Raw genomic sequence first — 12,338 nt, 5'->3', positions numbered from 1 at the left:
CGCTTACGCCAAACGGATAATCTGGTTCAGGCGCTCGCACACATCGGTAAACAGCGCATCGGGCAATGCGCCCAATGGGTGGGCCTTGGCGCCCCGAATGCGCCAATCGAATGACTTGGGCTGGTGGCAAAGCACGTAGCTGGTCTTGCCGGGCTTGCCGCGTCCTTTGGCAAGCCCGACCGCCACCGCGAACGGGTTGTCGGCGTTGTATTCTGCCGTGGTCATGGGCAGGCCGATGACCAGCGAGGTGCGGGTGTTGAAGTTGCGCGGCGACAGCACCAGAAAGGGGTGGGTGTCTTTCATTTCCCGTCCGGCCTGCGGGTTGCAGTCTATCCAGATGACCTGCTGCCGGTCGGGCGCCCAGGCATCGCGCCGGGCGCGTTTCGATGGGGCTACCACCGCTCGGCGCCAACGGGTTCGCTGACCATCGCCTCCCCGCCGTGCCGCTCGGGGTCGTATCGCGCCAACCGCTGTTCCAGCGTAAGCGAAGATTCGTCTACTGGATGAATCACAATATGCCCGTCTTCCACCGATACGCGCACCCGTTGATCGGCACGCAGATGCGCCGCGCGCGCCACTGCAGCGGGCAAACGCACGCCCAGATTGTTGCCCCACTGCTTGATATCCAGGAAAACTTCGGCCATGTCATGCTCCTTTGGCAGGAATGTATAAACCAAGTTTAAACATTGCGTTGGCAGCGTGTCAATTGATGAAAGCTTGTGGCGATATCCACTGTATACGGGTGTTCAGCCACGTTTGCGGTCGGATGGTTTTTCAGTGCGCTGCTGTTGCAGGCGGGAGAGGGCAGTGTCGGCATCCTCGGTACGGTCGGCGGCGATGTCTTCCAGTCCGCGCAGCGCGTCGTCGAGCAGCAGAAAATGAATGCGTTCACGTTCCAATGGGTGGGTGTCGCCGGGGCGTTGTGTGTCCATCAGGATGACGTCGCGGGTGGTGAAAACCATCACGACTTTAGCTCAAATGCAGCCAAAATTCAGGACATTGCGCGTTCCGCAGTGATCCCTGGCCGCACTGGGTTAAGCCATGCCGGCAGGCTCAGGTAAAATGTCGTCATGAATGCCCCCGCACTTCTCGCCCCGCCGCACCTGGAAACGCCGCCCGCGCCCGTCATCAAGGTGCGCGGCGAGCTGCTCACCGAACTGCCGCGAGACCTCTATATTCCGCCCGACGCGCTCGAGGTCTTTCTTGAAGCCTTCGAAGGTCCGCTTGACCTGCTGCTCTACCTGATCCGGCGCCAGAACCTGGACGTGCTGGACATCCCGATGGCGGCGCTGACCAAGCAATACATGGCTTACGTCGAGGCGGCGCGTGCGACGCGGCTGGAACTGGCGGCGGAATACCTGCTGATGGCGGCGATGCTGATCGACATCAAGTCGCGCATGCTGCTGCCGCGGCGGGAGCAGGCCGAGGAGGCGAACGAGGGCGACGACCCGCGCGCCGAACTGGTGCGCCGTTTGCTGGAATACGAGCAGATGAAGCTCGCCGGACAGCATCTCGATGCCATGCCGCAGGCCGGACGCGATTTCGACACGGTCAGCGTGTTCCTGCCGGCAGCGGCCAGGCGCCTGCCGAGCCTGCATCCGGAAGAACTCGCGGCGGCCTGGCTGGCGATCCTGTCGCGCGCGAAAAACCGCACGCATCACCGCATCGGCCGCCAGGAACTGTCGATCCGCGAACACATGAGCCGGATCCTGAAGCGGCTGACGCCGGGCGAGTTCGTGGAATTCAAGGACCTGTTCCCGGAGGCGTCGACCGTGCATGAACTCGTGGTCACCTTCCTCGCGGTGCTGGAACTGACCAAGGAAACCCTGCTCGACATTACCCAGGCCGAACCGTTTGCCCCCATCTACGTAAAGCTCCATGAATCTGCAACCGAATGACCATCCCGATGACTTGAAGCTGGTGCTGGAGGCCGCCTTGCTGGCGGCCGTCGAGCCGCTGTCGCTGACCGAGCTCAAGCGCATGTTCGAGCAGGATGCACCTGATCAAGGCCTGTCCAACGAGGTGCTGCGCCGCGCGCTCGATGAATTGCGCGCGCAGTGGCACGGCCGCGGGGTGGAACTGGTGCAGGTGGCGGACGGCTGGCGCTTCCAGACGCGCGCCGAGATGCAGCCCTGGCTGTCGCGGTTGAAGAACGAGAAGCCGCTGCGTTATTCGCGCGCGGTGCTGGAAACGCTCGCCATCATCGCCTACCGCCAGCCGGTGACGCGCGGCGACATCGAGGACATCCGCGGGGTGTCGGTCAATCCCCGCATTATCAAGACGCTGGAAGAGCGCGGCTGGATCGAGGCCATCGGCCATCGCGACGTGCCGGGACGCCCGGCGCTGTTTGGCACCACCGGGCATTTCCTCGGCGATCTGGGCCTCGTCACGCTGTCGGAATTGCCGCCGCTGGAGGAGCTCGGCCACCTCGTCACCCCAGATGAAACTGCATTGATTCCGGAATTGCTGGACAATAGCGTCCCCCAGATGTTTGGCACGGTGATCGAAACCGCCGGCGCCAGCACCGCTCCTGTTCGAGCAGCAACCGAGATTGATTGACTATGCGCCGCCCAACCCCCATCCGTCGTTCGCCCGCCGCCCCCCTGGGGCGCGCGGCGAGCCGCCTGCAACAGGCAACCGCTCCCGAGGCGCCCAGCGAACGCCTGCAAAAGGCGCTGGCGTCAGCCGGCCTCGGCTCGCGCCGCGAGATGGAAGAATGGATTGTCCAGGGCCGCGTGCAGGTCAATGGCGAAACCGCCACGATCGGTAGCAAGGTCGGGCCGGGTGACGTGGTCAAGGTCAGCGGCCGTCGCGTGTACCTGCGCTTCGAGGACAAGCGCACGCGCATCCTGATCTACCATAAGTCGGAAGGCGAAATCGTCACCCGCGACGACCCCGAGGGGCGCGACACCGTGTTCGACGCGCTGCCCAAGCTGCGCGGCGCCAAGTGGATCGCCATCGGCCGGCTCGACTACAACACCGACGGCCTGATGATCTTCACCACCTCGGGTGAACTCGCCAACAACCTGATGCACCCGCGCTTCGAAGTCGAGCGTGAATACGCCGTGCGGGTGCTGGGCGAACTGACCGAAGACATGATTGCCGCTTTGCTGGCCGGGGTTGAGCTCGACGACGGTATGGCGCAGCTGCAAAGCTGCTTCGCCGCAGGCGGCGAGGGTGCCAACCGCTGGTATCGCATTGTGATCAAGGAAGGCCGCAAGCGCGAGGTGCGGCGGCTGTTCGAACACTTCGGCCTGACAGTGTCGCGCCTCACGCGCATCCGTTTCGGCCCGATTGCGCTGCCGCCGCAGCTGCGCCGTGGGCAGAAAATGGAACTCGAGGACGAGCTGGTTGCGCGCGTGCTGGAGTGGGCCGGCATGGCAGCCAGCCCGCGCCGGCAAACGCGCGGCGTGCCGGACAAGCACACCCGCAAGCCGCGCATGCGCTGATTAGGCGCTGATTGATTCAATATGGCCGTCATTGCGAGCGAAGCGCGGCAATCCATCGCAATGATCAAGCAGGAATTTCTGGATTGCCGCGTTACTGCACTCCTCGCAATAACCGTCATATCGAAATTAATCAGCGTTTCCTCAAGGAAGTCTGGTGCGAGGAGTCGCTTTGCCGCCTATCGATCCAGCGGACTCACCACACCGCGTCCGCCCTTGTTCAGCACATGCGTGTAAATCATCGTCGTCGAAACATCCGAATGCCCGAGCAGTTCCTGCACCGTGCGGATGTCGTAACCGCCCTCCAGCAAATGCGTGGCGAAGGAATGGCGCAGCGTATGCGGGCTGACCAACTTCACCAGCTGCGCCCGTTCTGCCGCACGCTTCACCGCACGTTGCACCCGTTTCTCGTCCACATGGTGTCTGCGCACCGCCCCACTATTTTTACCTTCTGGGTGGCGCGGGTCGGTCGAAAACCCCGCCGCCGGAAACACATACTGCCAGGCCAGCACCCTGGCCGCATTGGGATACTTCACCGCCAGGGCATCCGGTAGCCACACCTCGCCGCGCCCCACCGCCAAATCCTGCGTATGCTGGCCTTTCACAAAAGCCATCTGGGCGCGCAAGCGATCCGCCAGACTATCCGGCAACATCGTCACCCTGTCTTTATTGCCCTTGCCCTCGCGCACCACGATTTCACGCCGGTGAACTCCACATCCTTCATCCGCAGCCGCAAACATTCCAGCAAGCGCATCCCGGTTCCGTATAGCAAGCGCACAATCAAATCCATCAACGGGTCGTCCAGATATTTGAAAAGCCGCTTCACCTCATCCGTCGTCAACACCGTGGGCAATCGCACCGGCTTCTTCGCCCGCGTCACCGAATCCAGCCAGGGAAACTCCAGCCCCAACACCTCCTTGTACAAAAACAGCAACGCAGAAAGCGCCTGGGTCTGTGTCGACGCGCTCACATTTCGCTCCACCGCCAAAGACGTCAAAAATGTCTCCAACTCCAGCTTGCCCATTTCGGCCGGATGCCGCTTATTGTGGAAAATAATGTATCGTTTGACCCAGCCGACATAAGCCTGCTCAGTGCGGAGGCTGTAATGCTTTAAGCGAAGGCGGTCGCGCACCTGATCGAGCAGCTTGGGGGGCGTGGCAGCGGTTTTTTCCGGGTGTGCAGGATTATCGGACATAGTCGGTTGTCTTTGACAGGATTAGTAATATGAATCAACAGCTTACCACTCACGCCAGATTATCGGACATGTCCGGTAATCTGTCATTCCGTCAAGTGACGGCTATTTAACGTTAGCGCTCTTCTCACCAACTCAACCATAGGAAAACTTTCATGCATCCAGTCATTCAAAAAACGCTCGGCGGTCTGTCCATTCAGTACTATTTCCGGCAATTTTTCTTTGGCTTGGCTATAGCCGCCTTCATCTTCTTCATGTCAACTCAAGGCGGGCGCTCAATGCCAATCGGCATGCTGCTTTTCACTATAGTCAGCACGCTTCTTTATCCATATTCGCGCTTCGTCTATGAAAGCGTCATTGGCTTTGTCATGGGCGAAAATGTCTTCTTCGTAAACGCCATTTTTATGCTCATCACCAAGTTCTTCACAATGGCAATGTGCTGGGTGTTTGCCATATTTGTGGCTCCCATTGGTCTTGCTTACCTTTATTACCACCACAGTAAGGCCGAGCGCTAACATGGCGTTCGAGAGGGACGCGCCAAAAGCGGCGCGCCCCTCAACTTTACGTTGGGGGGATAAATGAAATACCGCGCATCTTTGCTTCTTTTATTGCTTGCCGCGCTCGTCAGCTCTGCATCCACAGCAGAAAATACGCCTCAAGCGTGTGACGTTGGGCCACTCAGTAATACTTATGGCAACACGCCGTGGCTAGTTTATAGCTGCAACAACGATGCAGCAGAAGGCAATGCCAGGGTTGTGCTCGTTTCTGCTCCCGGCAATCCTGCCATGCCGTTTGTTTTCTTCTTCTACATCAAAAACGGTGTCTATCGTTTATATGGAGAGGGTCAAGGCAGTAAAGAAGCTAGTGGCGCTGCGCTAGCCGAGCTTCAAAAATTGACCCAACAGGGCATCGAAAACCTAATAGCTCAAACTAAAAAAGTCCAAGCGGAAAAGCAAGTCGGTCCCAGTGGCAAGCAATCCCCCCAACACGGCGCTCCAGGGGACGCGCCAAAAGCGGCGCGCCCCTGAGCTCTACGTTGGGCGTCATGGCGCGAAGCAACCATCCATGAAGACCCGACTCATTTCCATTTCGCAAACTAGATAAGGAAACATACACATGATTAAGATCCTCCTCCTCATCCTGATTCTCACCACCATTCCCGTCTTCAGGGTGTTTTTCGTCGCTGCGCGCAAGATAGGCAAGGGCCCTGCCCTGTGGGGCTTCATCGGCACACTTGCCTATGGTGTTCCGGTCACCATTTTGTTTCCAATTGCGATCGATAAATTCCGATCCAGCCACGGTGGAGCATGGCTTTTCTACTCGTATTTCGCAATCGTCATCGCAGTTGGAGCGATAGTGGCGACAATTGTCTACAAGACGGTCCTGCTCAAGGCACCGAATGTCAAGAACAGTTAAGTGGCTGTGCGTGCTCGTCGAAAGTGCCGTCGACGAAACTGACGCCCAACCCGGCGGTCGACCCCGTTCGCTTCGCTCTCTGGACGCTGCGCGATGAAGCCGCGCAGCGCCGGTCACCTTGAACGTTATACCCATTTCTAACCAGAAGGAGATAATGCAATGAACACGAAAACACTCTATGAACGTCTTGGTGGTTATGACGCAATGCTGTTCGGTTAACCTTCGTGGTGAGCTTGTCGAACCACCAGCTACTCACCAAGAGCCCTTCGACAGGCTCAGGACGAACGGAATTTTGCTTAAACGAACAGTATTGGGTTATGACGCCATTTCGGCCGTCGTTAGCGACCTGTTGCCACGACTGCAACAGGATCCACTACTAGCCCACTTCTGGCAGCGTCGTCCAGAGGACAGTCTGCAACGGTCAAAGCAACTCCTGATTGATTTTCTGTGTTCGAATGCAGGCGGCCCGGTGTACTACACTGGGCGAGACATGAAAACATCCCACAAAGGCATGAAACTCAACGAAGCTGACTGGTCGGCATTCATGACACACCTTCATGCCACGTTGGACGCTTTTAATATCCAACAGCCTGAGCGTGACGAACTGGTTGCGTTTATACAAAGCACGAAAAATGACATGGTCGAGGCATAGGTGTGGGCATAACATGGCGTTCGAGAGGGACGCGCCAAAAGCGCGGCGCCCCTCAACTTTACGTTAGGCGTCACTCTCAAGCTCACTTGCCATATTGCAAAGCCGTACTCCCAAACTGAAATTTACGTGCCTTGCCATGCCTCTCAGTAGCACTGCAAAGCCAACTCTAATTTCGGCAAGTTTGTTTTCAAGCCTTTGGTTTTCAATTCTCAGTTGTCGCATCTCATTGTCTCGGCGTCTCAGCTTTATTTGGTCCGGGGTCAGCATCTTCTATCCTTTGCCACGCCTAACAATTCAATGAACCGGAGCGCCCTAAGCGCCATCGGTTCCATCCTGGGCCATCGTGCGCCCGGTTATTTCAGCGTTAGACATTCACCCTATGCCCTGGCTTGAAGCAATAGCCCTTTCGATTGGCGAACTCGCTGGTTACCTTGTTGGTTTGGTCGTGGGTCGCACGTTCGATCTTCCCCCCAAGAAGGCTCAAGCAATCGGCGAGTATTTGATTCTTGGTGTAATTGCCAGTGCGGCAATTGCCGTTACCGTTATCTACACATGAACCATTGGCTCACTGCTGCTTTTATGCCGTCCCGTCAGCGCCGACTTTTCCAGTTGGCCGCCATGTCTAACACTGCGCTCCAGCGGGACGCGCCGCAAGCGGCGCGCCCCTGAGCTTCGACGTTAGGTAACTTCACATGCACCTTACATCCGTACTGAAACCTCTCTTCGATCAACTGTGGTGGCTGCTACCCCTGCTTATTGCAGCGGGTATCGCTAACACCCCTTGGTTCAAAGGGTTCTTTGGCGAATTGCTTGTCCGACTATCGGCAAAGTTTCTGCTCAACCCCAATGAGTACCGAGCGATACACAACGTAACGCTCAAAACACCGGACGGAACGACGCAAATCGATCACATATTCGTGTCACGTTTTGGCGTATTCGTTGTTGAAACAAAAAACTACAGCGGTTGGATATTCGGAGATGAAAATCAGGCCACGTGGACCCAGAAGCTCTTCAAAACCACTAACAAGTTTCAAAATCCACTTCGCCAGAATTTCAAGCACATCAAGGCGCTTGAATCCTTGGTCAGTCTTCCTTCAGAAACATTTCACTCCGTCATAGTCTTTGTGGGTGGCAGCGAATTCAAAACCAAAATGCCACAAAATGTCACCCGCGCTGGCGGATACATTTCCTACATCAAGTCAAAGACAAGCCCCATTCTTTCCGCCTCCGAGGTTGAGGCAGTGTATTCGGCGATCAGTACCGGTCGCATGGCTCCATCGCTCGCGACAAATCGTGAGCATGTGAAAAAAGTTCAGCTCCGCTTGGATCCCGATACCCCAAGGTCATGCCCCAAGTGCGGAGCCGAGATGGTTAAGCGTACAGTGAAGAGCGGCGATAAGGCGGGTAGCAAATTTTGGGGGTGCTCCGCGTTTCCGAAGTGTCGCACGATCCAAAACGTTACCTAACCCTGCATTCGAGAGGGACGCGCCAAAAGCGGCGCGCCCCTCAATTTGAGCGTTCGGCCCCACGAATTGCCCTTGCCCACCATTGCGCGCTGTGGCTGGACGATATTGACGCTTGACGTTATGCACGCTACGCGTTAATCTTCGCTGATGGCGATTAAGGGCTTCAAGTGCAAGGACACGCAGGCGCTCTTCCTCGGGAAACGCGTTCGCCGCTGGGTGAATATTGAGCGACCTGCGCTACGCAAGCTTGAACAGCTTGACTGGTCTGCGGTCTTGGATGATCTGCGTGTACCACCCGGCAATCAACTGGAGGCTTTGAAGGGAAGTCGCAAGGGGCAGTACAGCATTCGCATCAACGATCAGTGGCGCGTGTGCTTCGCTTGGACCGCAGAGGGTCCGAAGGATGTTGAGATTGTGGATTATCACTGAAGGAGTTTGATCATGCGCACCATTCCCCCCGTGTCTCCCGGCGAAATGCTGGATGAGGAATTTCTGAAGCCGCTTGGCCTGACGAAGTACCGTTTGGCCAAGGACATCGGTGTTCCCCCTCAAAGAATCGGGGACATCGTTGCGGGTAAGCGGGCCATTACGGCAGACACCGACCTGCGGCTGTGTCGGTACTTCGGACTCAGCGACGGGTGGTGGCTTCGGGGACAGGCCAACTATGATACAGCGGTCGCTCGTGAAATCATGGGCGAAGCACTCTCACGCATTTCCCGGTGTCGACTGCTGGTTGTCTAAGCCGTCCATGCCGACGGTGTGGCCGAACCCTGCGGTCAACCGGACGCTGCGCGATGAAGCCGCGCAGCGCCGGTTACCTTGAACGTTGGGCCTCTTGATGCCATAAGGCACACAGGTGTAGTATTCGCAGCATGAAATCTGTGAACTGGAGCACCGAGAAAAATATCCGCCTCAAGGCTGAGCGCGGCGTATCTTTTGAGGAAGTGGTGTCGGCCATGTCGAATGGTGGCCTTCTTGTCGTGCTAGACCATCCGAACACAATTCAATATCCGAACCAACGCATGTTTGTGGTTCGTATTCGTGGCTACGCCTATTTGGTGCCGTTTGTGGAGACGAAGCATGAGGTCTTCCTGAAAACGATCATCCCGAGTCGAAAGGCCACTCGTATCTATCTTGATGAGGAGCGTTGAAATGGACAAAGAAAATAAACTTGAAGAAGAAATTCTGGCTTCTTTTGAAAGGGGTGAGTGGCAGCCCGTCGCCAAAAACAAAAGTGAAATCGCACGTTTTGCGGCAATGGCTTCTGCCTCTCTGGCTAAAGACAAGCGGGTCAATATTCGCATCTCATCCCGCGACCTCGACGATATTCAAGCAAAGGCCGCAGAAGAAGCGATCCCTTATCAAACACTGATGTCCAGCGTCCTTCACAAGTACGTCACAGGACGTCTTGTAGAGCCGCAGGCCAGCCTAACCCCTCGTTCAAGCGGGACGCGCCAAAAGCGGCGCGCCCCTTAACTTGACGTTAGCCACTCTTATGCAACCTGCTGAGAAAAATATTCAGAGTGAGCTTGAACAGCTAAAGCCGGGAGCAGGGCGAGCTCTGTCAAAAAATCACGCCTTCTCATTTTCGCGTCCCTTCTGTTTTTATCGAAAATTACAAGCGCTTAACGACATCTATTAGAGAAAATTTGACAATCGGCTACGCACGTCCCTTTAGGGCACGCGAAGTAAAGGGAGGACAATTGGGATGAGGGTGGGCTGCCCCGGCCAACGGATAGCAGTCGACTACAACATGCGCTGCTCGGCGGTGCTGCGAGCCTTAATTCATTCAAACTGGATTGCTCCGTGGCGTTCGCAATGACGGATCGGGCATCAAGCGCTCAAAGCGTCTTTACAAACGCCAACACTTCCGCCGCATGGCCTGGCGCCTTTAACCCTCGCCAGCCCTTGACCAGTTTGCCGTTGACGTCGAACACGAAGGTGCTGCGCTCGACGCCGCGCACCTGCTTGCCGTACATGTTTTTCAGCTTCATCACGCCGAACAGTTCGCAGACCTTTTCATCGGTGTCGGCGAGTAGCTCGAATGGAAAGTCGAATTCGGCTTTGAAGCCTTCGTGCGATTTGAGGCTGTCGCGTGAGACGCCGACGACAATCGTATTCGCCTTGGTGAAGTCGCCATACAGATCGCGGAATTCCTGGCCTTCGAGGGTGCAGCCTGATGTGTTGTCCTTGGGGTAGAAATAGACGACGACGTTCTTGCCGCAATGATCGGACAGTTTGAAGGTGGCATTGCCGGTGGACGGCAGTTCGAAATCTTTGATGACGGATTCGCTCATGGTGGGTCTCTTTAACGTGACGAAGATTTCAATAACACGATGACGGCACCGGCGCCGCCGTCGATGGTGCGTGCCTGGCAGAAGGCGAGCACGTCTTCTCGCTGGGTGAGCCAGTGGCGCACCTTGTTTTTCAATACCGGCAGGCGGTTTTTCGAGCCGTGGCCCTTGCCGTGGATGATGCGTACGCAGCGCCGGTCTTCGAGCATGCCGCGGTTGAGGAAGGCGGCCAGTGCAATCCGTGCTTCATCGCCGGTGTGGCCGTGCAGGTCGAGCTCGCCCTGGATGACCCAGCCGCCGCGCCGCAGTTTCCGCAGCGCGGCAGTTGGCACGCCGGGGCGCGAGAAAACCAGCTCCTCGCCGGTGGCGGTGGCGGCTTCCCAGTCCCAGGGGTCTGCCAGGGCGTCGACCAGCACTTGCTGCTCGTCGCGCAGGCGCTGGCGAGCGATGGGCTTGGGGCGTGGACGCGTGGGCTCCACACGGCCGGACGGGGGAAGGGGAACAACGTCGGCGACGGCACGGCGAAACAGCATGACGCCGTCCTCCGGAACCTTGGGCTTATGCGGTGCCTGGTGAAGCAAGACCGGCGCCGCGGCCTGCTCGCGCAGCGCGCGGCGCATGCGGGCCAGCGCCTCGAAGGAGGCGGGGGTAAGTGCACTGTCGCGGGCGCGCTTCATGCTGTATACCTTTACCGAAGTGTGGAACAAGCCGTCATTGCGAGGAGCGTAGCGACGTGGCAATCCAGAACGGGAGATTGATCAGGACGCTGGATTGCCACGCTTCGCTCGCAATGACAAAGGTATGGCTTGTTTTGACTTACGCCTTGCCGAGCGCGTCCAGGTAGCGCTCGGCGTCGAGCGCGGCCATGCAGCCGGTGCCGGCGCTGGTGACGGCCTGGCGGTAGATGTGATCCTGCACGTCGCCGGCGGCGAACACGCCTTCGATGCTGGTGGCGGTGGCGTTGCCCTTGTTGCCGCCGCGGGTGACGATGTAGCCGCCTTCGAGCGTGAGCTGGCCTTCGAACAAGCTGGTGTTGGGCTTGTGGCCGATCGCGATGAACACGCCGGTGAGCGCGATGTCCTTGGTGCTACCGTCCTTGGTGCTCTTGATGCGCATGCCGGTGACGCCGGTCTTGTCGCCCAGCACTTCGTCCAGCGTGTTATTGAGCGCGAGGGTGATCTTGCCTTCCTTGACCTTGGCCATCAGGTGGTCGACCAGGATTTTCTCGGACTTGAAGGTGTCGCGGCGGTGCACCACGGTGACGTGGCGGGCAATGTTGGCGAGATACAGCGCTTCTTCGACCGCGGTGTTGCCGCCGCCGATGACCGCTACATCCTGGTTCTTGTAGAAGAAACCGTCGCAGGTGGCGCAGCCCGATACGCCCTTGCCCATGAACGCTTCCTCGGATGGCAGGCCCAGGTACATGGCCGAGGCGCCGGTGGCGATGATCAGCGCATCGCAGGTGTAAGTGCCGGAGTCGCCGGTCAGGCTAAAGGGCTTTTCGGTCAGTTTGACGGCATTGATCTGGTCGAAAATGATTTCGGTCTTGAAGCGTTCGGCGTGGCGCTGGAAGCGGTCCATCAGCTCGGGGCCCTGCACGCCGTCGACGTCGGCCGGCCAGTTGTCGACTTCGGTGGTGGTCATCAGCTGGCCGCCCTGCTGCATGCCGGTGATGACGACCGGCGAGAGGTTGGCGCGCGCGGCGTAGACGGCGGCGGAATAACCGGCGGGGCCGGAACCGAGAATGACGAGTTTGTGGTGTTGGGTGCTCATGGTCTGCGCTCGGACGATGGGAAAGCTGGCTATTCTAACCAAACTTGGCGGCAGCGTTTCCATGCTGCCTGCCCGGTATAATTCAAAGCACTCTGGTTT

The 12,338-nt window shown here is 57.9% G+C and carries 19 protein-coding genes and 1 pseudogene; 13 read left to right on the top strand and 7 right to left on the bottom strand.

The genetic code is table 11. The features are described 5' to 3' along the window. Positions 1–3: 3 nt before the first annotated feature. From ABW22_RS11985 to ABW22_RS11975, 3 genes are all read right to left on the bottom strand, one after another. On the bottom strand, positions 4–399 hold the full coding sequence (locus ABW22_RS11985; RefSeq protein WP_059756860.1) for a type II toxin-antitoxin system PemK/MazF family toxin: 396 nt from the start codon (positions 397–399) through the stop codon (positions 4–6). Then, the gene (locus ABW22_RS11980; protein ID WP_059756857.1) at positions 393–644 is read right to left on the bottom strand and encodes an AbrB/MazE/SpoVT family DNA-binding domain-containing protein; all 252 of its coding nucleotides are present in this window, start codon (positions 642–644) and stop codon (positions 393–395) included. Before ABW22_RS11980 ends, ABW22_RS11985 begins: the two co-directional genes overlap by 7 nt. A gap of 102 nt (positions 645–746) precedes the next feature. After that, positions 747–965 (bottom strand): hypothetical protein, encoded by a 219-nt coding sequence (locus tag ABW22_RS11975; protein WP_193393301.1) that lies wholly within the window; start codon positions 963–965, stop codon positions 747–749. 105 nt (positions 966–1,070) lie between these two features. On the opposite strand from ABW22_RS11975, the gene ABW22_RS11970 reads away from it, so the two are divergent. Genes ABW22_RS11970 through ABW22_RS11960 form a run of 3 tightly spaced genes read left to right on the top strand, consistent with a single transcriptional unit; the run spans position 1,071 to position 3,449 of the window. Continuing rightward, entirely contained in the window at positions 1,071–1,898 is an 828-nt protein-coding gene (locus ABW22_RS11970; RefSeq protein WP_059756852.1) for a segregation and condensation protein A, read from the top strand. Further along, a complete protein-coding gene (scpB, locus tag ABW22_RS11965) occupies positions 1,879–2,559 on the top strand; it encodes an SMC-Scp complex subunit ScpB (protein ID WP_059756849.1) in 681 nt (226 codons plus the stop codon). Before ABW22_RS11970 ends, scpB begins: the two co-directional genes overlap by 20 nt. A 2-nt stretch (positions 2,560–2,561) precedes the next feature. Next, complete coding sequence (locus tag ABW22_RS11960) at positions 2,562–3,449, top strand: pseudouridine synthase (protein WP_059756846.1); 888 nt, start codon at positions 2,562–2,564, stop codon at positions 3,447–3,449. Between the two features lie 176 nt (positions 3,450–3,625). Here ABW22_RS11960 and ABW22_RS18100 read toward each other — a convergent pair. Next, a pseudogene (locus tag ABW22_RS18100) lies at positions 3,626–4,641 on the bottom strand (integron integrase). Positions 4,642–4,793: 152 nt separating this feature from the next. Here ABW22_RS18100 and ABW22_RS11950 point away from each other — a divergent pair. The 10 genes from ABW22_RS11950 to ABW22_RS11915 all read left to right on the top strand — a co-directional run bounded on the left by ABW22_RS11950 (position 4,794) and on the right by ABW22_RS11915 (position 9,648). Then, the gene (locus tag ABW22_RS11950; protein ID WP_059756843.1) at positions 4,794–5,153 is read left to right on the top strand and encodes a hypothetical protein; all 360 of its coding nucleotides are present in this window, start codon (positions 4,794–4,796) and stop codon (positions 5,151–5,153) included. A gap of 63 nt (positions 5,154–5,216) precedes the next feature. Beyond that, on the top strand, positions 5,217–5,666 hold the full coding sequence (locus ABW22_RS17345) for a hypothetical protein (RefSeq protein ID WP_157648622.1): 450 nt from the start codon (positions 5,217–5,219) through the stop codon (positions 5,664–5,666). Between the two features lie 88 nt (positions 5,667–5,754). Next, positions 5,755–6,054, top strand: a complete 300-nt coding sequence (locus ABW22_RS11945; RefSeq protein WP_059756840.1) for a hypothetical protein — start codon at positions 5,755–5,757, stop codon at positions 6,052–6,054. Between the two features lie 178 nt (positions 6,055–6,232). Then, positions 6,233–6,706 carry a group I truncated hemoglobin gene (locus ABW22_RS11940; protein ID WP_202813948.1) on the top strand — a complete coding sequence of 158 codons (474 nt, stop codon included), beginning with the start codon at positions 6,233–6,235 and terminating at the stop codon, positions 6,704–6,706. Between the two features lie 379 nt (positions 6,707–7,085). After that, a complete protein-coding gene (locus ABW22_RS17340) occupies positions 7,086–7,262 on the top strand; it encodes a hypothetical protein (RefSeq protein WP_162264487.1) in 177 nt (58 codons plus the stop codon). Positions 7,263–7,398: 136 nt separating this feature from the next. Further along, positions 7,399–8,172, top strand: a complete 774-nt coding sequence (locus ABW22_RS11935; RefSeq protein WP_059756837.1) for a nuclease-related domain-containing protein — start codon at positions 7,399–7,401, stop codon at positions 8,170–8,172. Positions 8,173–8,319: 147 nt separating this feature from the next. After that, positions 8,320–8,601 (top strand): type II toxin-antitoxin system RelE/ParE family toxin, encoded by a 282-nt coding sequence (locus ABW22_RS11930; RefSeq protein ID WP_059756834.1) that lies wholly within the window; start codon positions 8,320–8,322, stop codon positions 8,599–8,601. 12 nt (positions 8,602–8,613) lie between these two features. Continuing rightward, positions 8,614–8,913 (top strand): HigA family addiction module antitoxin, encoded by a 300-nt coding sequence (locus ABW22_RS11925; RefSeq protein ID WP_059756965.1) that lies wholly within the window; start codon positions 8,614–8,616, stop codon positions 8,911–8,913. Between the two features lie 131 nt (positions 8,914–9,044). After that, positions 9,045–9,323: a BrnT family toxin gene (locus ABW22_RS11920; protein ID WP_059756830.1), complete on the top strand. Its 279-nt coding sequence runs from the start codon at positions 9,045–9,047 to the stop codon at positions 9,321–9,323. Position 9,324: 1 nt separating this feature from the next. Then, on the top strand, positions 9,325–9,648 hold the full coding sequence (locus ABW22_RS11915; protein ID WP_202813947.1) for a hypothetical protein: 324 nt from the start codon (positions 9,325–9,327) through the stop codon (positions 9,646–9,648). Positions 9,649–10,013: 365 nt separating this feature from the next. Here ABW22_RS11915 and ABW22_RS11910 read toward each other — a convergent pair whose 3' ends face one another. The 3 genes from ABW22_RS11910 to trxB form a co-directional block, all read right to left on the bottom strand. Continuing rightward, positions 10,014–10,469, bottom strand: coding sequence for a peroxiredoxin (locus tag ABW22_RS11910; protein WP_059756823.1), 456 nt, complete (start codon positions 10,467–10,469; stop codon positions 10,014–10,016). Positions 10,470–10,480: 11 nt separating this feature from the next. Then, positions 10,481–11,143 carry a Smr/MutS family protein gene (locus ABW22_RS11905; protein ID WP_059756821.1) on the bottom strand — a complete coding sequence of 221 codons (663 nt, stop codon included), beginning with the start codon at positions 11,141–11,143 and terminating at the stop codon, positions 10,481–10,483. Positions 11,144–11,282: 139 nt separating this feature from the next. Next, a complete protein-coding gene (trxB, locus tag ABW22_RS11900; RefSeq protein WP_059756818.1) occupies positions 11,283–12,239 on the bottom strand; it encodes a thioredoxin-disulfide reductase in 957 nt (318 codons plus the stop codon). Positions 12,240–12,338 lie beyond the last annotated feature (99 nt).

The organism is Thiobacillus denitrificans (genome assembly GCF_001530125.1).
Taxonomy (GTDB): Bacteria; Pseudomonadota; Gammaproteobacteria; order Burkholderiales; family Thiobacillaceae; genus Thiobacillus; species Thiobacillus denitrificans_C.
The sequence above is the reverse complement of the archived record's forward strand: the minus strand, read 5'-3'. Positions and strand labels throughout refer to the sequence as shown.

What these genes read in the sequence shown, in the direction of transcription:
- ABW22_RS11980 (WP_059756857.1), bottom strand. Translation starts at nt 644, where the DNA reads ATGGCCGAAGTTTTCCTGGATATCAAGCAGTGGGGCAACAATCTGGGC.
- ABW22_RS11970 (WP_059756852.1), top strand. Translation starts at nt 1,071, where the DNA reads ATGAATGCCCCCGCACTTCTCGCCCCGCCGCACCTGGAAACGCCGCCC.
- scpB (WP_059756849.1), top strand. Translation starts at nt 1,879, where the DNA reads ATGAATCTGCAACCGAATGACCATCCCGATGACTTGAAGCTGGTGCTG.
- ABW22_RS11960 (WP_059756846.1), top strand. Translation starts at nt 2,562, where the DNA reads ATGCGCCGCCCAACCCCCATCCGTCGTTCGCCCGCCGCCCCCCTGGGG.
- ABW22_RS11950 (WP_059756843.1), top strand. Translation starts at nt 4,794, where the DNA reads ATGCATCCAGTCATTCAAAAAACGCTCGGCGGTCTGTCCATTCAGTAC.
- ABW22_RS17345 (WP_157648622.1), top strand. Translation starts at nt 5,217, where the DNA reads ATGAAATACCGCGCATCTTTGCTTCTTTTATTGCTTGCCGCGCTCGTC.
- ABW22_RS11945 (WP_059756840.1), top strand. Translation starts at nt 5,755, where the DNA reads ATGATTAAGATCCTCCTCCTCATCCTGATTCTCACCACCATTCCCGTC.
- ABW22_RS11940 (WP_202813948.1), top strand. Translation starts at nt 6,233, where the DNA reads ATGAACGTCTTGGTGGTTATGACGCAATGCTGTTCGGTTAACCTTCGT.
- ABW22_RS17340 (WP_162264487.1), top strand. Translation starts at nt 7,086, where the DNA reads ATGCCCTGGCTTGAAGCAATAGCCCTTTCGATTGGCGAACTCGCTGGT.
- ABW22_RS11935 (WP_059756837.1), top strand. Translation starts at nt 7,399, where the DNA reads ATGCACCTTACATCCGTACTGAAACCTCTCTTCGATCAACTGTGGTGG.
- ABW22_RS11930 (WP_059756834.1), top strand. Translation starts at nt 8,320, where the DNA reads ATGGCGATTAAGGGCTTCAAGTGCAAGGACACGCAGGCGCTCTTCCTC.
- ABW22_RS11925 (WP_059756965.1), top strand. Translation starts at nt 8,614, where the DNA reads ATGCGCACCATTCCCCCCGTGTCTCCCGGCGAAATGCTGGATGAGGAA.
- ABW22_RS11920 (WP_059756830.1), top strand. Translation starts at nt 9,045, where the DNA reads ATGAAATCTGTGAACTGGAGCACCGAGAAAAATATCCGCCTCAAGGCT.
- ABW22_RS11915 (WP_202813947.1), top strand. Translation starts at nt 9,325, where the DNA reads ATGGACAAAGAAAATAAACTTGAAGAAGAAATTCTGGCTTCTTTTGAA.
- ABW22_RS11910 (WP_059756823.1), bottom strand. Translation starts at nt 10,469, where the DNA reads ATGAGCGAATCCGTCATCAAAGATTTCGAACTGCCGTCCACCGGCAAT.
- ABW22_RS11905 (WP_059756821.1), bottom strand. Translation starts at nt 11,143, where the DNA reads ATGAAGCGCGCCCGCGACAGTGCACTTACCCCCGCCTCCTTCGAGGCG.
- trxB (WP_059756818.1), bottom strand. Translation starts at nt 12,239, where the DNA reads ATGAGCACCCAACACCACAAACTCGTCATTCTCGGTTCCGGCCCCGCC.